At 66.8% G+C, this 18993-nt stretch carries 16 protein-coding genes and 1 pseudogene; 12 read left to right on the forward strand and 5 right to left on the reverse strand.

The genetic code is table 11. The features are described 5' to 3' along the window. From Q0316_RS00645 to Q0316_RS00665, 5 genes are all read left to right on the forward strand, one after another. Window positions 1–531 (forward strand): efflux RND transporter periplasmic adaptor subunit (locus Q0316_RS00645; RefSeq protein ID WP_367179601.1); only part of this gene is annotated, 531 nt, incomplete at its 5' end. Further along, complete coding sequence (locus Q0316_RS00650) at window positions 531–3623, forward strand: efflux RND transporter permease subunit (protein WP_298668123.1); 3093 nt, start codon at window positions 531–533, stop codon at window positions 3621–3623. The genes Q0316_RS00645 and Q0316_RS00650, both read left to right, overlap by 1 nt. After that, window positions 3620–4996 (forward strand): efflux transporter outer membrane subunit, encoded by a 1377-nt coding sequence (locus Q0316_RS00655; protein WP_298668126.1) that lies wholly within the window; start codon window positions 3620–3622, stop codon window positions 4994–4996. Before Q0316_RS00650 ends, Q0316_RS00655 begins: the two co-directional genes overlap by 4 nt. A 9-nt stretch (window positions 4997–5005) precedes the next feature. Further along, entirely contained in the window at window positions 5006–5680 is a 675-nt protein-coding gene (locus Q0316_RS00660) for a response regulator transcription factor (RefSeq protein WP_298668129.1), read from the forward strand. Window positions 5681–5682: 2 nt separating this feature from the next. Continuing rightward, window positions 5683–7035, forward strand: a complete 1353-nt coding sequence (locus Q0316_RS00665; RefSeq protein ID WP_298668159.1) for a HAMP domain-containing sensor histidine kinase — start codon at window positions 5683–5685, stop codon at window positions 7033–7035. Between the two features lie 16 nt (window positions 7036–7051). On the opposite strand, the pseudogene Q0316_RS00670 reads toward Q0316_RS00665, so the two are convergent. Together Q0316_RS00670 and Q0316_RS00675 are read right to left on the reverse strand one after the other, a co-directional pair. Then, window positions 7052–7258, reverse strand: a pseudogene (locus Q0316_RS00670) (DUF1810 family protein); the annotation flags it as partial. After that, complete coding sequence (locus tag Q0316_RS00675; protein ID WP_367179602.1) at window positions 7258–7788, reverse strand: SOS response-associated peptidase family protein; 531 nt, start codon at window positions 7786–7788, stop codon at window positions 7258–7260. The gene Q0316_RS00675 and the pseudogene Q0316_RS00670, both read right to left, overlap by 1 nt. A 129-nt stretch (window positions 7789–7917) precedes the next feature. Between Q0316_RS00675 and Q0316_RS00680 the strand changes: the two genes are divergently transcribed. From Q0316_RS00680 to Q0316_RS00695, 4 genes are all read left to right on the forward strand, one after another. After that, window positions 7918–8436, forward strand: coding sequence for an SOS response-associated peptidase family protein (locus tag Q0316_RS00680; RefSeq protein WP_298668135.1), 519 nt, complete (start codon window positions 7918–7920; stop codon window positions 8434–8436). A 24-nt stretch (window positions 8437–8460) separates the two neighbouring features. After that, window positions 8461–8778: a hypothetical protein gene (locus tag Q0316_RS00685; RefSeq protein WP_298668137.1), complete on the forward strand. Its 318-nt coding sequence runs from the start codon at window positions 8461–8463 to the stop codon at window positions 8776–8778. Beyond that, window positions 8775–9386, forward strand: a complete 612-nt coding sequence (locus tag Q0316_RS00690) for an alpha-ketoglutarate-dependent dioxygenase AlkB (protein WP_298668140.1) — start codon at window positions 8775–8777, stop codon at window positions 9384–9386. Before Q0316_RS00685 ends, Q0316_RS00690 begins: the two co-directional genes overlap by 4 nt. 307 nt (window positions 9387–9693) lie before the next feature. Further along, on the forward strand, window positions 9694–9837 hold the full coding sequence (locus tag Q0316_RS00695; RefSeq protein ID WP_298668143.1) for a hypothetical protein: 144 nt from the start codon (window positions 9694–9696) through the stop codon (window positions 9835–9837). 7 nt (window positions 9838–9844) lie between these two features. On the opposite strand, the gene Q0316_RS00700 is transcribed toward Q0316_RS00695, so the two are convergent. Genes Q0316_RS00700 through ligD form a run of 3 tightly spaced genes read right to left on the reverse strand, consistent with a single transcriptional unit; the run spans window position 9845 to window position 13091 of the window. Further along, window positions 9845–10438, reverse strand: coding sequence for a hypothetical protein (locus Q0316_RS00700; RefSeq protein WP_298668145.1), 594 nt, complete (start codon window positions 10436–10438; stop codon window positions 9845–9847). Between the two features lie 3 nt (window positions 10439–10441). After that, entirely contained in the window at window positions 10442–11233 is a 792-nt protein-coding gene (gene xth, locus Q0316_RS00705; RefSeq protein ID WP_298668147.1) for an exodeoxyribonuclease III, read from the reverse strand. Window positions 11234–11246: 13 nt separating this feature from the next. Beyond that, a complete protein-coding gene (gene ligD / locus Q0316_RS00710; RefSeq protein ID WP_298668150.1) occupies window positions 11247–13091 on the reverse strand; it encodes a DNA ligase D in 1845 nt (614 codons plus the stop codon). 160 nt (window positions 13092–13251) lie between these two features. On the opposite strand from ligD, the gene Q0316_RS00715 reads away from it, so the two are divergent. The 3 genes from Q0316_RS00715 to Q0316_RS00725 are packed head-to-tail and all read left to right on the forward strand — an operon-like array spanning window position 13252 to window position 18921. Further along, window positions 13252–14181: a toprim domain-containing protein gene (locus Q0316_RS00715; RefSeq protein WP_298668153.1), complete on the forward strand. Its 930-nt coding sequence runs from the start codon at window positions 13252–13254 to the stop codon at window positions 14179–14181. Between the two features lie 33 nt (window positions 14182–14214). Next, on the forward strand, window positions 14215–16269 hold the full coding sequence (locus Q0316_RS00720) for a ParB/RepB/Spo0J family partition protein (RefSeq protein WP_298668157.1): 2055 nt from the start codon (window positions 14215–14217) through the stop codon (window positions 16267–16269). A gap of 21 nt (window positions 16270–16290) precedes the next feature. Further along, window positions 16291–18921 carry a strawberry notch-like NTP hydrolase domain-containing protein gene (locus Q0316_RS00725; protein ID WP_367179603.1) on the forward strand — a complete coding sequence of 877 codons (2631 nt, stop codon included), beginning with the start codon at window positions 16291–16293 and terminating at the stop codon, window positions 18919–18921. The last annotated feature ends 72 nt before the right edge of the window (window positions 18922–18993 follow it).

Consider the following 18993-nt stretch of genomic DNA (forward strand, 5'->3'; position numbering starts at 1 on the left):
GCGCTCGGCGCGGCGCGGCGGCAGCGCCGGCTGCTCGGACCAGCGGTCGCCGACCTCGGCGCGCAGCCCGTCCTGTGGGTGCGCGCATCGGTGTTCGCGGGCGATATCGGGAACGTCCGCCGGGATGGCCCCACGCAGGTGCGCGCGCTCGGCGTCGCGGCGTCGAGACCGGCGCGTCCGGTGCCGGCTCCTCCTTCGGCGAATGCGGCGACGGGGACGGTCGATCTCCATTACGCCATCGACAACCGCGATCGTACCTTCCGTGTCGGCCAGCGGGTAGCGGTCGATCTGCCGCTCGGCGGGCAGGCGCGGGGGCTGTCCGTGCCGTCAAGCGCGATCGTCCGGGACATCAACGGCGGGGAATGGGTCTATCGGAAGACGGCCCCCGACACGTTCGTGCGCCAGCGGATCGAAGTCGCGTCGGAAGCCGATGGCCGGGCGCTGCTCGCGCGCGGGCTGGAGGCGGGGGCGCTGGTCGTTACCGCAGGGGCGGCGGAGCTGTTCGGCACCGAATTCGGCGCGGCGCACTGATGCTGGCGGGCCTCATCCGGCTGGCGCTTGCGCAGCGCGCCGTCGTCCTCGCGCTCGCCGCGCTGCTGGTGGTGTTCGGCATCCGCGCCGGGCGCGACGTGCCGCTCGACGTGTTCCCCGAATTCGCGCCGCCGATGGTCGAGATCCAGACCGAGGCTCCCGGCCTGTCGACGGAGGAGGTGGAGAGCCTCGTCACCGTGCCGGTCGAGACGGCGGTGAACGGCGTGCCGGGGCTGATGACGCTGCGGTCGAAGTCCGTGCTGGGGCTGTCTTCCGTACAGATATTGTTCGAGCACGGATCGGACGTGTTGCGCGCCCGGCAGATGGTGGGGGAGCGCGTGGCGCAGATCCAGCCGCGCCTGCCGCTCGCGGCGCGCCAGCCCGTGCTGATGCCGCCGCTTTCCTCCACCAGCCGCGCGATGAAGATCGGATTGTCCTCCGCCAGCATGGACCGGATGCGGCTTTCCGAGCTGGTCCGCTGGACGATCCGGCCGCGCCTGATGGCGGTGCCCGGGGTCGCCAACGTCGCGGTCTGGGGGCAGCGCGACCGGCAGTTGCAGGTGCTGGTGGACCCTGACACGCTCCGCGCCGCCGGGGTGACGCTGGCCGAGGTCCGGGCGGCGGCCGGGGACGCCGTGCTGGTGGGCGGTGGCGGTTTCGTCGATACGCCGAACCAACGGTTGCCATTGCGCCAGTCGGGCATGGTGCAGGATGCGGCTCAGCTCGCGCAGGCGATCGTGCGGCAGGGCGGCGACGCGCCGGTCCGCATCGGCGATGTGGCGCGTGTCGTGGAAGATCATGGCCCGCCGATCGGGAATGCGATCATCGACGATGGCCCCGGCATCATGCTGATTGTCGAGAAGCAGCCGACCGCCAACACGCTGGACCTGACCCGCGCCGTGGAGGCGGTGATGGCTGAACTGAAGCCGGGCCTCGGCGGGATGAAGGTGGACACCGCGATCTTCCGGCCGGCGACCTTCATCGAGCGTTCGATAGACAATCTGACGCGCGCGCTGCTGATCGGGTGCGCGCTGGTCGCGATCTTGCTGTTCGTCTTCACCCGCGACTGGCGGCAGGCGGCGATCAGCCTCGTCGCCATCCCGCTTTCGCTGCTCGGCGCGGGGCTGGTGCTGTTGTGGTCGGGCGCGACAATCAACGTGATGATCATCGCCGGCCTCGTGATCGCGCTCGGCGAGGTGGTGGACGACGCGATCATCGACGTGGAGAATATCGCGCGGCGGCTTCGTCTCAACCGCGACGCGGATGCGCCGAAACCGGCGTTCGAGGTGGTACTCGCCGCCTCGCTGGAGGTGCGATCGGCCGTCGTCTTCGCCTCGCTCGTCGTGATGCTGGTGTTCCTGCCGATCTTCTTCCTCGGCGGTGTCGCGGGCGCCTTCTTCCAACCGCTGGCGATCGCTTATGTGCTGGCGATCGGCGCGTCGCTGCTCGTCGCGCTGACCGTCACGCCCGCGATGTGCCTGATCCTTCTGCCCAATGCGCCGGACGGGCGCGAGGACACCCGGTTCGCGGCATGGCTGAAGCGGGGTTATGCCGCGTTGCTGCCGCGCATCGTCGGGCGATCGTCGATGGCGATCGGGATCGTTGCCGGGGGGCTGGTGCTTGCCGGCGCGGGCTATGCGACGTTCAGGGATCAGTTCCTTCCGGATTTCCGGGAAACCGATTTCCTCATGCACTTTGTCGAGAAGCCCGGCACCTCGATCGAGGCAATGGACCGCATCACGATCCGCGCCTCGAGGGAATTGCGCTCGATCCCCGGCGTGCGGAACTTCGGCGCCCATATCGGCCGCGCGGAGCAGGCGGACGAGGTCGTCGGCCCGAATTTCACCGAGCTCTGGATCAGCCTCGACGACAAGGCCGATTACGATGCGTCGGTCGCGCGCATCAAGGCGGTGATCGAGGGTTATCCGGGGCTGTTCCGCGATGTGCTCACCTATTTGCGCGAACGCATCAAGGAGGTGCTGACGGGGGCCGGCGCCACCATGGTCGTGCGCATTTATGGCCCCGGGCAGGAGGAATTGCGCGCGGCGGGCTCGCGCGTGCGCGATGCGCTCGCCGGGATTCCCGGCATCGCCGACCTGAAGGTCGAAAGTCAGGTGCTGGTGCCGCAGGTCCATATCCGTCCGCGACCGGCCGAACTGGCGCGTCTCGGCCTCTCGGCGGGAGAGGTCCGCCGTCAGGCCCAGACGCTGATCGCGCAAACCAAGGTGGGGGAGGTCTATCGCGACCAGAAGGCGTTCGACGTGACGATCTGGGGCGAACCGGCCGTTCGCGACAATGTCGCCGCGCTGCGCAAGCTGATGATCCAGGTGCCCGCGCCCGGACTGGCTGGCGGTGCATTGGTTCGTCTGGCAGACATCGCGGATATCGAGATCGCGCCCGCGCCCAACGAGGTGAAGCGCGAGAACGGCCAGCGCAGGCTCGATGTGACGATGAACGTCACCGGCGCCGATCTGGGGGCGGTGGCGCGGCAGGTGGAGGCGGCGGTCGCGAATGTGCCGTTCGCCGCGGGCTACCACCCGGAGGTGCTGGGCGAATATGCGGCATTGAAGGAATCACGGCGACGCTTGTGGAACACGGGTGCGCTGTGCCTCGTCGGCATCCTCTTCCTCATATGGCTCGAATTCCGGTCGGCCCGTATCACCGCGCTGGCGGCGATCAGCCTGCCTTTCGCGCTGCTTGGCGGCGTGGTGGCGGTGGGGCTGACCGGCGGCGTGCTCTCGCTCGGGTCGCTGGTCGGCTTCGTCACGGTGATCGGCATCGCCGCGCGGAACGGTATCATGCTGCTGTCGCATTATCGCCACCTCGAACATCGGGAGGGCATGGCGTTCGGCCGGGAGCTGATCCTGCGCGGCGCAGAGGAACGGCTGGTGCCGATCCTGATGACTGCCGCCTGCGCCGGGCTTGCGCTGGTGCCGCTGGTCGCCGCCGGCCATGCGCCGGGGCATGAGATCGAGCATCCGATGGCGATCGTCATCCTCGGCGGCCTCGTTTCCTCGACCGCGCTGAGCCTGCTGCTGCTCCCGGCGCTCTACGCGCGCTTCGGCGCGGCGGGGAAGGGGGCGTCGGCATGATGGCGCGCCTCGCCCCGCTGGCCGCCCTGCTCGGCGCCGCCTGCGCTAGCATTCCGCCGCCCCCGCCGGTCAAGGCTCCGGCGGGCGCGACCGGCGCGTTCGCGGCTTTGCCGGTCGCGTCGATCGATCCGGTACCCGACGACTGGTGGCGCCTCTACGAATCTTCGGAACTGGATCGGCTGGTGCGGGCGAGCCTCTCCGCCAATGCCGACCTGCGCGTCGCCTACGCCAACCTCGACGTTGCCCGCGCCGCCCTGCGGCAGGCGCGGGCGGCGCGCTCGCCGCAGATGACGGTGGAGAGCGCGCTGGGCATCGACGATCCCGCGTCGCAGCCCAGCGCCTCCTCTAATGTGCCGACCACCGATTATGACTTCGCTGCAACAGCGAGCTGGGAGATCGACCTATTCGGCCGCCTGCGCGCGGCTGCGACGGCGGCGTCCGCCGATGCGGCGGCGCAGGAGGCGGCGCTGGACGGCGTCCGCCTCGCGGTCGTGGCCGATACCGTGCTCGCTTATGCCGACCTGTGCGGCGCGACGCAGGGGATCGCCGCCGCGCGGGAAGTCTCCGCCGCGCAGGAGCGCTCGCTCGCGCTCGTGACGGAGCAATTGCAGGCTGGCGAGGTGTCGCCGCTCGAAGTCTCGCAAGCCGCGACCATCGCTGCATCCGCCCGCGCCGAGATCGCGCCGTTCGAGGCGCAGCACGCCAATGCGCTCTATCGCCTCGCGGCCTTGCAGGGGCGTTCTCCCGCCGAGGCGCGCGCGTTTTCGATCGATTGCGCCGCGCCGCCGCGATTGCCGAAAGCGGCACCTGTGGGGGACGGCGCCGCGCTGCTGCTCCGCCGCCCGGACGTGCGGGAGGCCGAGCGCCGCCTTGCCGCCGCGGCGGCCCGTGTCGGCGTCGCGCGCGCCGATTTCTACCCTCGCGTCAATCTCGGCGGAGCGCTGGGCTTGCTCGCGGGCGGGTTCACGGCCGTCGCATCGCCGCTGGTGACATGGGCCTTTCCCAATCAGGGCCCGGCACGTGCGCGTCTCGAACAGGCGCGCGCCACGGAGCGGGGTGCGCTGGCGGGCTGGGACGTCGCCGTCTTCCGGGCGCTGCGCGAGGTAGAGACGGCGCTCGCCGGTTACGATGCGGAGGTCCGTCGCAACCGCGCGCTGGGGGCCGCGTCGGTCGAGGCGCGAGCCTATGCGCGGCGGGCTGCTGCGCGCGTGCGTCTGGGCGATGCGCCGGGGCTGCTGCGCGCCGATGCGGAGCGATCGCTCGCCAACGCGCGTTTGCAGCAGGTCCAGTCGGACCTGCAGGTCTCGCGGGCGGAGGTGGCGCTGTTCCGCGCGCTCGGAGGCGGCTGGCGTTCCACCGCTTCCGTCAGGTAGGATCGGACCATGCGTGTATTGATCGTCGAGGACGACCCGGAAACCAACCAGTTCGTGGCGCAGGGGCTTGCCGAGGCGGGTCACCAGACCGCCACCAGCCTCGACGGACGCGACGGCCTGTTCCAGGCGACCGGCGGCTCGTTCGACGTGATCGTCCTCGATCGCATGCTGCCTGAGCTGGACGGCCTTGCGCTGGTCAGGGCGTTGCGCGCGGCCGGGGACATGACGCCGGTGCTGATGCTGACGGCGGTCGGCGGCATCGCGGATCGGGTCGAAGGGCTGGAGAGCGGCGCGGACGATTATCTGGTCAAGCCGTTTGCCTTTTCCGAGCTGGCGGCGCGGGTGCATGCGCTCGGCCGGCGCCCGGCATCGCGGATCGATCCGAACGAGCTGCGCGTCGGGTCGATCGTCATGGACCTGCATCGCCGGACGGTGGAGCGCGAAGGGCAGCGGGTGCATCTGCAGCCGCGTGAATTCGCCTTGCTGGCAGAGCTGATGCGCAATCCCCATCGCGTAATGACGCGCACCATGCTGCTCGAACGCGTATGGGATTTCGATTTCGATCCGAAGACCAACATCGTCGAGACCCATTTGTCGCGGCTGCGCTCGAAGCTCAATGCCGGGTTCGATACGGATGCGATCGAGACGATCCGCGGCGCGGGCTATATGATGCGGGCGGATTGATCGTGCGGCGCCTGTGGCGGACGACGTTCGGAATCGTGTTCCTTGCGAGCATCTTCTATGTCGCAGCGACGCTGGCGATCGCCGCTCTGGCGTTCGACGTGACGCACGAGGCGCTCGAAAAACAGCTTGATCATCGGATAGCCGTGGAAACCCGGGCCTTATTGGGGGAGACACGGGAAGGCGGCTTTGCCGGCATCGCCGATGCGATCCGGAGAAGGGCGGCGGTTAGGTCAGGCGCGAGCCTCGATTATCTGCTTGTCGATGACCGGGGTCAGGTTCGCGCCGCGACGGTGCAGGCCTTGAAACCGCTGGTCCCGGGCTATGAGGAGTTCTTCCATTTCCGTCGTCGTGGAGGCTATCAGGGTGTGGCGCAGGCCCAGACGACGAAGATTGGCGGGGGATTGCTGGTGGTCGCCGCCGACCGCGCCGATCTGCGCGAGATCGACCGGACGTTGTCGCGGCTGTTCGCGGTCGCGCTGGCCGCCATGCTCGCATTGGGCCTCGCGGCGGCCGTCCTCGTGGGCGTGATGACGCGGCGGCGGCTGTCGCGGATCGACGCCACCGCGCAGGCGATCATCGGCGGCGACCTGAGCCGGCGTGTCCCACGCGACCATTCCGGCAGCGAGTTCGACCGGCTGGCCGGAACGCTGAACGCGATGCTGGATCGAATCGCTGCCCTGATGGACAATCTGCGGCAGGTGTCGAGCGATGTCGCGCACGATCTTCGGACGCCGCTCACCCGGCTTTATAACCAGCTCGAACGCGCACACGGCCAGAGAGGAGAAGCGGAGTGGGCAGCGGCGATCGGCATAGCGCGCGATCAGGCGGCCGAGCTTCTGGAGATATTCGCCGCGTTGCTGAGAATTGCCGAGGTCGAGGGGCTGGCGGAGCGTCGCGCGGCGGGTCGGGTCGATATCAGCGCATTGATCGAGGAGATGGCGGAAACCTATAGGCCCGACATGGAGGCGACGGGGCACACTCTATTAGCGGATGCGGCGGCTGATCTTTCCGTGGCCGGCGATCGGCGCCTGATCGCGCAAGCTCTGTCCAACCTGCTCGACAATGCGATCCGCCACACACCCACTGGCACCACCGTAAGCCTGACGGCGTGGCAGCGGGCGGGGGCAGTGCAAATTTCGGTGGCGGACAACGGGCCGGGAATCGCCGATGCCGACCGCGCGCGTGTCTTTCAACGGTTCGCCCGGTCGGAAGCGGCCCGATCCACGCCGGGTCACGGTTTGGGTCTTGCACTGGTGCGTGCGGTGGCCATCGCGCATGGCGGAACGGCCGAGCTTTCTCCGGCAGGAGCGGGCTTTGGCGTCACGCTCATCTTGAGCCGCGCGGCGCGGCCATGAGGTTTCTCGAATGCTGGCCGAGCACGGGAGCATCGAGATACGTGCGAGCCTCGTCGATCGAGCGAATCGCGAAGTGCTAGGCGGTCGTGCTGCGGCCGAGCCCAGCGATCTGCGGAAAGACATACCATATCCAATGCGACCTCTTGGCGCCGCGGCGGATTTCGGCGAGCGCCGTGAGCGTCTGTGCCTCGACGAAGCGGTCGAGCGAGTCCGGCCCGGGTATCAGACCAATGTTCCCCGGGCCGGATAGACCTGCGTCGCGCTCAGGCTGCCCTTTGGCAGCACGCCGAGGACGTCATGGGCAGGAACGCTCGCATCGAGCCAGTCCGCCCAACGCTCGCGCGGCAACATCACGATCTGGCGATCATGATAGGCGGCCATGTCCGATCCAGGGGGCACGGTCAGCATCGTCCAGGCCTCCCCGACCTTCGGATGCTTCCGCCAGATCCCGGCAATACAGAACCAGGGATGGTCCTTCAGGGTGAAAAGCCACTTGGTCTTGCGCTTCTCGCCGGGCTGCGGTTCGGTGAACTCGTAAAAACCGTCCGTCACGATCAGGCATCGGCCTGACCTGAACTCGCGGTTTTCCGCCTGAAAATTGAATACTGGCTTGCCCGCGCCCGTCGGCCAGCTCCAGCGGCGATTGACCAACTCGCCTTCGCCGCGCTTTCCCTCGACGCTCCGGACGATCGGCGCCGTGTCGCTGATCTGGATGTCCTCACGCGCCGGGACGTTCGGCGTCCCTTCCGGCATCCTGATCCTGATCTTCAGATCATCGAAATCGTCGAGCACCGATGCGATGTCCACCTCGAGGCGATAATCGTTGCACACCGCGTTTCAGCCTTCCTTGCGACTCTCGGTTGTTCGCATTATGTTCTCGACATGGACTCGAAGGCCACGCCTTTTGACTCGGACGCGCCCGGCTCACGTCGTGCCATCATCCGGCGAAATCCGGACGATGCCAGCGAAATAGAGATGATCGAGGCCGCCTGGGGTTCCGACCCGCGGTTCAGCAGCGGCGTCTCCTATCGCTTCATTCGCTCCGAAGGCCAGTCCTTCCCAGGCCATCGCTGCCTGATCCCGGCCTCCGAATTCCACATGACCGTCGGCGACAAGCGATTCCGCGTTGCGCTTGATGACGGAAACCATTTCTACATCGCCGCAATCTGGGAGCCGGCGATGGCCAACTGGCAGACATGCTTCCGCGTCATCACGATGCCCGCCGGTCCCGACGTGGCCCGCTATCAGGAGCGGCACGGCGCGATCATCCTCCGCCGGCAGGTAATGCAGTGGCTCGATGCGACTGTCCCGGAAACCGACCTGTTCAACCAGCCGCCGCGACATAGCCTCACCGTCGAGGAGCTGGTGGAACGGCCGCGACAAGCCTCGCTCGCGCTTTAAGCCCGAGAGAAAAGGATTAGGACGATGAGCCGAATGTGGGACACCCCTGAATTTTGGGCACGGAGCGAGGCCGACGAGATGCTTCGCGAAATGGATGACGTCGAACCGGGCGCGCTCGCGGATTCGTTCGAACGAAACATCCATAACTATGATGACGACCCCGATCTGGCGGCGGGAATCCTCGCCGAGCTGCGCCGACGTGCCGCCGCCGGGGTCCGGTTCTGGACGGGGCCGGAAGCAATCGGCCCGAGGGCGAACGCAGATCGCGCGCCGGCGCTCGACAAGGTGCCGGCCGAGGATGAGCCGCTCGCCGATCTGACCGACGACGATATGCCGTGGTGAGCGCTGCCCACGCCGATCTGTTCGATGCGCCCATCCTGCCCGGTCTCGCCTATCGGGGAGGGATCATCGACGCGCAGGAGGAACGCGGCCTGCTCGCGCATATCGACGATGCAGCGCTGAGCCCGTTCAGGTTCCAACAGTGGAGCGGCAAGCGGCTCACCCACAGCTTTGGGTGGAGCTACGATTTCACTACAGGCACATTCGCGCCGGCCGATCCGATCCCGGCTTGGCTCGAACCGCTGAAGGCGCGGGCCGCCCGGTTCGCCGGACTCGATCCCGTCAATCTCGTGCAGGCATTGCTGATCCGCTACGATCCCGGCGCGGGTATCGGCTGGCATCGCGATCGTCCGGTGTTCGAGCACGTCGTCGGCATTTCGCTTGGCACCGAAGCGACGATGCGCTTCCGCCGCCGGACCGGCACGAAATTCGAGCGGGTATCGGCCGATCTCGCGCCACGCTCCATTTATCATCTCGCCGGCGAGGCTCGCCACGTTTGGGAGCACAGCATCGCGCCGATCGAGACGACGCGCTGGTCGGTCACCTTCCGGTCACTCGCGCGGCCGAGAACCTTTCCCCGCCCGGTCCCGTTTCCTAAGGCGCGGAGATAACGACGACCCATTCCGCTTTTCGGACGATTTCTCGCGTCGCGTCGCGCGATCTTCCGCGTCCTGCTTGACGGCGAGGCGATGGCGAACTGGCGGCCACCGGCTGGCATGACCGCACGGGTCGAACGTTTCTATGCGCGACCGGGCGGTGGCTATTGCATGGCGTTGATCTATCCAGACGACGGTAATGCGTGGGGAAAGACCAACTCGCACGAGGATGTGGTTGACGGCCGGTTCGTCGAGATCCCCCGGATGAGCGCCTGGTCGAGGAAGTTCGCTTCGAGAGTGACAACCCCGCTTTGAAGGCGCGATGACAATCGCCACCACGTTGGCACCAGTGCGCCACGGCAGGCGGGTCACTGTCATCGCGACCGACGTGCCGCGGATCAGCGCGGCCGATCATCGCGCGGGCATGGAATCGACGCTTCGGAACCTCGCCAGCTTCATCGAATAGGCAAGACTTAGTCCGCGCGCCAAATCGCCATTGCCTTCTCATATTTCTCGCGGGCGGTATCGACCCGGCGTTCAGCCTTCTCGCGCTCGCGCGCCTGATCATTTTCGAGTTTACGGCGTTTGCGGTCTAGTTCGGCCTGCTGGCGCGCGATCGCTTCGGTCGCCTCGCGATGTGTCCTGTCGATCTCCGCGAGCTGGCTCTCTGCGCGATCGAGCGGACCACGATCCGGTCGAGGCTTCGGTTTCGGCGGGGGCACCGGCGCGGGCGTGGGCGCGGGGCGGTTTGCCGTTTTTCGCGAGCGCGGGCGGGAAATCGTCGGCTCGGCCTGCTCTGGTTTTCGCTTCGGGCGCGGGCTATCTTTGGGCAAAGCCGCCATATGCTCGGCAGCCGTGCCGCGAGCCCGCCGGATCACCTTGCCGGGATTGGCAACCGGTTCGGCAGTCAGGGCCGGGTCATCAACCTGCTCGGCGGCGCCACTAGCGAAAAGATTCTTGTCGCTGCCCCATGCCTCCAGCGCGGCCTTCTGGCTAGGGGCCGCGACATAGGCATCGTGAAACCCGATCGGGGTCCGATATACCTTGAGTTTCTGCTGGCGCGGCATGGCCTAACGCTTCCGCTTCGGCTTGTCCGCAAGCTCGATCCACACCGGCGCATGGTCGCTGGTTTTCTCCCAGCCGCGCGGCCGGATATCGACCTCGGCGGCGGCGAGGCGGGCAGCGGCAGCGGGATTGAACAGGAGGTGATCGATCCTGAGACCGGCATTACGCTCGAACGCGCCCCGCCAATATTTCCAGAAGGTGTAGATCGTGTCGTGCGGGTGGAGCTGGCGGATCGCGTCGGTCCAGCCCTGATCGAGCAGGCGTCGATAGGCCGCCTTTACCTCCGGCGCGAACAAAGCGTCGTCGCGCCAGCGATCGGGGGCATAGACGTCCATGTCGGTGGGCATCACGTTGAAGTCGCCGGCGACGATCACCGGCGCATCGAGGCCGATCAGCGTGGCGAGATGGTCGTGCAACCGGTCGAACCAGCGAAGCTTGAAGTCGAACTTCGGGCCGGGACGCGGATTGCCGTTCGGAAGATAGAGACCGGCGATCAGCACACCATTGACCGCCGCCTCGATATAGCGGCTTTGCACATCGTCGGGATCACCGGGCAGGCCACGCCGGGTTTCGTGGATGTCCCCGACGCGGCTGAGGAGCGCGACCCCGTTCCAGCGCGACTGCCCATGCCAGATCGCATCATAGCCGGCATCGCGGATCGCACGTTCGGGGAAATTCTCCTGCGGCGCCTTCAATTCCTGCAAGGCAACGATGTCGGGTTCGGCAAGGTCGAGCCAGCGCAGCAGCACCGGCAGGCGGCCGTTGACCCCGTTCACATTATAGGTCGCGATCTTCATCCCCGCGCCGCCATCACAGGTCCGGCAGTTCTTGGCTGGCGCGGCCCCAGCCCGACAGCGCCTTCGAGCCCGCACGCTTGAGCAGTTCCTTCGCGTCGCCGACATGGAAATGCGATGGTTTGTCGATTGTCTCCATCTCCTTCCAGGAGATTGGCGCGGCGACCGGCGCGCCCTCGCGCGAGCGGGCGCTATAGGGCATCACCGCCGTAGCCCCGCGCTGGTTGCGCAGGTAATCCACGAAGATACGGCCCTTGCGCTGCGCCTTCGGCAAGGCCGCGGTGAAATGCTCCGGGTCCGATTGCGCGACCGCCTGCGCGAGCCGGTGCGCGAAATCCTTGACCTCGGGCCATTCCGCGCGCGGCGTCAGCGGTGCAATGACATGGACGCCCTTGCCGCCGGTCACCATCGGGAAGGTCTCGAGGCCGATCGACTTCAGGATGTCGCGGAACTGGAAGGCGGCGGCACGGACATTCTCGAAATCGAGTCCGACGTCCGGGTCAAGATCGAACACCAGCCGATCGGCCTTCTCCACATCCTCGATCCGCGCGCCCCAGCCGTGGAACTCGATCGTCCCCATCTGCACGCAGGTCAGCAATCCCTCGGGCGTGTCGATATAGAGATAAGGTTCCTCGCGCCCGTCCTTCTCCGCGATCGCGACATGATGGACCGTGTCGCCGAAACTGCCGGCATCGTGTTTCTGGAAGAAGCATTTCTTCGCCCGTCCCTGCGGGCAGCGGACGAGGCTGATCGGACGCGATCCCACCCATGGCAGCATGATCGGGGCGACAGCCGCATAATAGTCTGCGAGCTGGCCCTTGATGATATTGCTCTCGGGGAAGATCACGCGCTCGCGGTTGCTCACCCTGACCGCGACCGGTGCCTCCGCCGCCGCCACCGGCTCCTCGACCTCCAGCACCACCGCTTCGGGCTTCTTGTCTTCGCGCAGGCCAAGATAGCTCGGATGGCGCAGCGTCCCCTCGTTGGTCATTTCGGTGAAAGCGACCTCCGCGACCAGCCGGGGCTTCAGCCAATGCGCGCCGCGCACCTCCGCACGCGGCGCGGGCACGGTCGCCGTCTTCTGTTCCAGCGGCTTCATCACCGCCATCAGCCGCAGCAGCTCGGCTGTGTCGAACCCGGTGCCGACCTTGCCGGCATAGCGCAGCACGCCATCCTCATGCACGGCGAGGATCAGCGACCGGAACGTCCGCGACTTGTCCGACGGGGTCCAGCCGACGATCACGAACTCCTGGCGCTTGATGCACTTGGTCTTGAGCCAGCCGCCGTTCCGTGAGCCGACATATTTGCCGTCGACGCGCTTCGAGATCACGCCTTCGAGGCCAGCGGCGCAGAACTGGTTGAGCAGCTTCTCGCCCTGCCCGATGATATGATCCGAATAGCGCAGATGCTCCGCTGATGCTGGCAGGATCGCTTTCAGCCGCTCCTTGCGCTCGGTTAGCGGCAGGCCGGTCAGATCCTCGCCATCGAGTGCCAGCAGGTCAAAGGCGACATAGTCGATCCGGTCTGGCGCCCCCTTGAGCGCGCCTTGCAATGCCTGGAAGCTCGATTTGCCCGCTGGGTCGAACACCAACGCCTCGCCGTCGATCAGCGCGGAGCTGACCTTGAGGGTCCGGGCTTCGGCGAGGATGCCGGCAAACCGATCGGACCAGTCGAGGCCGGAGCGGGTATAGGCGCGCGCCTCACCGCCGCCGATCGCGATCAGCGTGCGATAGCCGTCATATTTCATCTCGTGCAGCCAACCGTTCCCGGTTGGCACGCTGTCGACGAGCTGCGCGAGTTGCGGCGGCTGGAACGGCGGCGGCGCGGCGCGCTGGCCGCTTCCGTGCTTTGGAGTCTTCATCGGGACAGATGAGGATGAGGAACGTGCCATTCTCTCAAGACTCGATTCCGAGGTGGATCGTTCCGTCCCCGCAATCTCAATCGCCAAGTCGTCGGCAATCCGCAGGGTGGCAGCGCGGCCGGAGGGGAGGGAGAAGGACGGGGGCGGGAGGAATTCCGCCATGCCTGCATCCAACAATCCCGATCTCGAAGCGGCCGCGCGCGATCTCATGAAGCGCCTTGGTGGCCATTGGGCGAACGGCAAGGGAATGTGCCGCTGTCCCGCGCACAACGATCACACGCCGAGCCTTTCCGTCCGCATTGGCGACCGCAGCCTTCTGTTCAAGTGTTTCGCGGGCTGCGACACGATCGACGTGCTCCGCGCAATCCGTCGTCTCGACCTCGACGTTCCAACCGTTGACGGCGACGGCAGGCCCGCGGCGCAGTCGTACCAGGAACAGGTCAACGGCCGGGCGCGCGAGCTTTGGGAAAGCGCTCAAGCGTTTGCTCGAAGCCCGGGGGAAATCTACGCACGCCGCCGGGCGCTGCTCGGCTCGCCGATCAACCTTCGATACCATCCCCGGACCCCGCTGGGCAGGGGCGCGGCCGTCAGGTTTCGTCCCGCCGTGCTCGCCGCCGTCCGTAGCCGTAACCGGCTGGTCGCAGTCGAACGGCTATTCGTTGATCCCGCCACCGGCCTGCCCGCCCCAGACCTTGATCCACCCAAGCGCATGCTCGGTCGGCCGCTCGACGGCGCCGTGCGGTTCGGATTCGCTGACGACACGCTCGGCCTCGCCGAAGGTTGGGAAACCGGCTGGTCCGCTTTCATGCTGCTCGGAATTCCCGTCTGGGCCTGCCTCGGCAGCGAGCGCTTTCCCCATGTCGCCATACCCGATTCCGTCGAGCGGCTGGTCCTTCTCCCCGACGACGACGTAGCCGGCCGCATCGGGAGTTCGAAGGCGATGACGGCGCACGCCCGTCCGGGCCGCTCGATCGAGGTTCTGCTGCCTGGGCGCCAGCTCAACGACTGGAACGATCTCCTCCGCCACCTGCGCGGACCGACCAGGGGTGGAGGGGAGGGAGTGGGGTTGGGGGTGCGGAAAGCGGCCTGATTGGCAGGCGCAGCGCCGCACAGGAGACTGACCATGACGTATCCCATCATCTACGTGCCCGCGGTGAACTGCCAGGTCGCCCCGGACAATGTCCGCAAGAACTCGAACGCGGATGCCGATGCCCAGTTCGAAACCCATCTCGGCGAAGCGGGCATCGTCCTCCAGAATCTGATCGCGGTGCCGATCAAGCGGCGCAAGGATCACTACCACATCTACGCCGGCAGCCGTCGCCTGAGCCGCGTGCTCGCCAATATCGAGAAGGGCGTTCTGCCCAAGGACTTCCAGGTTCCGGTGATGGTTGTGCCCTCCGGCGAGGACGCGATCTCGATGAGCCTCGCGGAAAACTTCTTCCAGCTCGTGATGAACCCGGCCGAGGCCTGCACGGCGTTCCGCTCGATCATCGAGAAAGAGAAGAAGACGCCCGCGGATATCGCCAAGCGGTTCGGCATCACCGAAAAGTTCGTTGAGGGACGACTGCGTCTCGCCAATCTTGCCGAGCCAGTGTTCGAGGCGCTCGCCAAGGGCCAGATCACGCTCGATATCGCCAAGGCCTATGCCAAGACCAGCGATACGGTCCGGCAGGCTGCGGTATTCGAGAGCCTGGCCGGCACCTATTACGCCAACAACAAGGCCGAAATCGAGCGTCAGGTGACGGCGGGCAGCTACACCGGCGGTCATCCCAAGGCGCTGCTGGTCGGCCGTGACGCCTACCTCGCCGCCGGCGGCAATATCGACAGGGACCTCTATTCCGATGCCGAAAGCGAACTCTGGACCGACCGGGAACTCGTTGATGAACTCGCCGAACAGACCCTGGCCGCAGCCGCCGAAGAAATCCGGCAGCGCGAAGGCTTCGCCGAGGTTCGCACCGTCGCGGCTACCCATCTGCCCTATACCGCAACGCTCGGGCTTCGCCGCATCCATGGTGTGGTCCCCCCGCTCAGCGACGAGCAGGAAGCCCGCAAGATCGCCATCGAGGCCGAGATCGAGGAGATCGAGGAAGCCGCGGCGGACGGGCATGACTATAGCGACGAGCAGCTCGATCGGATCGAGGCGCTTGAAGAGGAACTGGGCGGGATCGTCGACCAGGAGCCGGTCTATGACGCCGAGCAGCGGGCCAAGGCGCTCGCCTATGTCGTGATCGGCGAGGACGGCCAGCCCAGGATCCAGGATGCGCTGTTCATCGCGCCGACCGATGAAGACGAAGAAGACGAAGCCGGCGACGACACCGGCGAAGACAATACCGACGAGAGCGCCGCGGACGAGACGCCGAAGAAGCCGACGCTGAGCGGCAAGACGGTCGACCGGTTGGGCACGATGCGGACCGAGATCATCGCGCTCCATGTCGCCAGCGATCCGCACTTCGCGACGGATCTGGGCACGTTCATCATGATCGACAAGGAACTGCGCCAGTACGGCACCTACGACTTCGGTTCCGGCCTCAAGGCGCCGAAAGCCGACTCCCGCATCGGACAGTTCGTGACCGAGACGGCGGCGGCCGAGGCGTGGGCGAAGCTCGAAGGCGATCTCGACAGCACCTGGCGCGACGCGGGCGACCTCACGGCGCGCTTCGATGCCTTCCGCGCGCTCGACGACGAGAAGCGCGCGGCCTGGTTCGCCTGGGCGATCGCGCGGACGTTGGAACCGGTCAACGACCGCGATACCGACGCGAAGTTCCTCCGCCATGTCGGCCGGTCGCTCGACATCGATGTTGCTCGCTGGTGGCGTCCCACGGCGCGCAACTTCTTCGACGGTGTGACGCGCCCGTGGATCCTCGGCCTGTTCGAGAAGATCGGCGGCGAGGAACTCAAGTCGCGTTATGGTGCGGCGAAGAAGGCCGATCTCGCGCTGTCCGCCGAGAAGATCTTCTCTGGCAAGGCGATCATCGAGGCGGAGCTCCGCGACAAGGTCCTCACCTGGCTCCCGGAGAACATGCAGATCGAGGAGCCCGTGGTCGAGACCGACGAGAACCGGCCGACTCGCAAGGATCTGGCGATGGCGATCGGTCGGCGTGACGACGAGGTGCCGGTCGATGATGCGGCCGTCGCTGCCAACGATGCCGACGAGGACGGTCTGGCCGACGCTGCCTGATCGAACTTAACCGCAACACTGATGGGCCGGGACAGCGATGTTCCGGCCCTCTTTTTCCTTCCTGCGCGCGCCGTTGCCCGGCGACGCCGGCCCGGCCGCGCGCTGCTTCCTCCGAAAGGTATCCACATGACCGCTTCGCATTCCGTGGGCCTGGACCCGCGCGCCGATAGCGCTGCCGCCAAAGCCGAGAAGCTCTATCACGGCGCTATCATTCTTGCCGCCGCGCTCGCCCAGGCGGGCACCTTGTCCCGGCAATTCCTGGCCAGGACCATGCGCGAGGTGTTCGGCACTGACGACGCCTCAGGTGCCTGGTCGATGCGCGACGCCTATGACGCGCTCGAAGCAGCCCAAGTGCTCTTCCTGCGCGACAGCGATTGCTCTCCGCTGAAACACGGAGATCCCGTTGCGGTGCTGCGCGCGCTCACCGATCTGGAACAGAGCCTGCCGACCCAGACCTATCGTTCCGAGCACCAGGTCGATTTCCAGCAGTTCAGCACCCCGGTCGCGCTCGCCTGGCTGGCCGCGCTGTGCGCCAGAACCACGGCCGACGACGTCGTGCTCGAACCCTCGGCGGGAACCGGCATGCTGACGGTCCTCGCCACGCGCGCCGGCGCAGTGCTCCATCTCAACGAGCGCGATCCCGCTCGCGCTGCGCTGCTCGCCAAGGTCACCGGGCAACATGTCACGAATTACGATGGGGCAGGGATCGACGACTGGCTTCCGGCGAGCTTCGCGCCGGATGTCGTGCTCATCAATCCGCCCTTCTCGCGCAGCGAGGATCGCGGCCGCGATCGTCATGCCGGCGCGCGACATCTCCGCTCGGCGCTGCTGCGGATGCGGCCGCATGGGCGGTGTGTGGCAATCCTTGCGGGGAATTTCACTGCGGACGGTCCCGGCCGCGCCGGCTATGCTGCGGTCAGCGAGATCGTCCGACCGCGTGTTGAGATCGATTTCGACGCGCCGGTCTATGCGAAGCACGGCACCAGCGTCCGCGTCCGCATCCTGATTTTCGACAAGGGATGGAGCGGCGAGGCCCGGCGGATCAACGTGCGCTCGCTCGCTGATGCGCTTCCCCATGTGCTGGCCTTGCCCGATCGGCTCGATCCGGCGTCCGGGCCTCCACCGGGCGCCGCGGCACCCGCCCCCGCGAGGCCGGTCTGCACCAGCAGGCCGGCTTTTTCTTTATTCGCCAAAGCCACGCCCGTCCGGAAGCTCGCACCACCCGAGCGCGAGATCGTCGACATGTCGGCCGCACCGATCGATTATTCCGTTCGGGAGCAACCGCTAGCCGCCGGCGAGGCGGCCGGGATATTCGCACCCTGGCGCCTTTCGCGGATCGATATACCGGGCGCGGCCGATCATCCGGAAAAGCTGGTCGAGACCTTGGCGATGGCGTCGGTGCTGCCGCCCGTGCCTGCCTACCGGCCGGTCCTGCCAAAGCGCACCTTCGACGCCCTGTCCGACGCCCAGCTCGAAGCCGTGATCCACGCGGGCGAAGCGTTCGCGCGCGACCTCCCCGGGACCTACATGCCGGACAAGGCCGGCGACCAGCTCATCGAGAATGCGGCAGGCCATAGCTACCGGCAGGGCTTCTTCATTGGCGACGGCACCGGTGTCGGCAAGGGCCGCGAAGCTGCCGCCTGCATCATGGATCAATGGTGCCAGGGACGTCGTCGTCACGTCTGGATCAGCCTTAACGGGCCGCTCCTTCAGGATGCCCGCCGTGACTGGAGCGCGCTCGGCGGTCTCGACATCGACATCCAGCCGCTCGACGCGATCCCGCTCGGCGAGCCGATCGGCATGTCGGCCGGAATCCTGTTCCTCACCTACAGCGCGCTTCGCTCGGTGCGGGATCAGGGCGTTTCCCGGCTCGATCAGATTCTTGCCTGGCTCGGAGAGGATTTCGATGGGGTCATCGTTCTCGATGAATCCCACTCGCTCGCCAATGCCGCTCCCGCCGCAAGCGAGTTCGGCGACGCCGTTGCTTCGCAGCAGGGGATCGCCGGTCTTCGCCTCCAGAACGCCCTGCCGCGCGCCCGTATCCTCTATGTCTCCGCGACCGGCGCGACCACCCCCGCCAACCTCGGCTACGCGGCCCGCCTTGGGCTCTGGGGCGAGGGATCGGCGTTCAGCAGTCGGACGCGGTTCACCGTCGCGATGGAGAAAGGCGGCATCGCGGCGATGGAAGTCGTCAGCCGCGATCTCAAGGCGACCGGCCTCTATACCGCGCGTTCGCTGAGCTTCGCGGGGATCGAATATGATCCGCTCGAACACAAGCTGACCCCGGCGCAGATCAGCATCTATGATGCCTATGCCGACGCCTGGGCGCTGATCCACCAGAACCTTGACCAGGTGCTCAAGGCGACCAACGTCGTCGGTGGTATCGGCGGGGAAACGCTCAACGCCCAGGCCAGGGGCGCGGCGCTCTCGCGCTTCGAGTCCTCCAAGCAGCGCTTCTTCTCGCAGCTTCTCATCTCGATGAAGATGCCGACGCTCCTGCGGGCGATCGAGGAGGAACTGGCTCAGGGCCACGCCGCGGTCGTCCAACTCGTGTCGACCTCCGAGGCGATGCTCGATCGGCGCATCGCGGCGCTCACGCCGGACGAGCGCGCCAATCTCGATATCGATCTGTCGCCCCGCGAGTTCCTGTAATGTTGAGCTCAACATTAGACGTATTCTTTGCAGTCGCAGTTTATGTCGAGCGTGGCAGCGGGAGGCGCAGAT

Source organism: uncultured Sphingomonas sp. (assembly GCF_937871615.1).
GTDB lineage: Bacteria > Pseudomonadota > Alphaproteobacteria > Sphingomonadales > Sphingomonadaceae > Sphingomonas.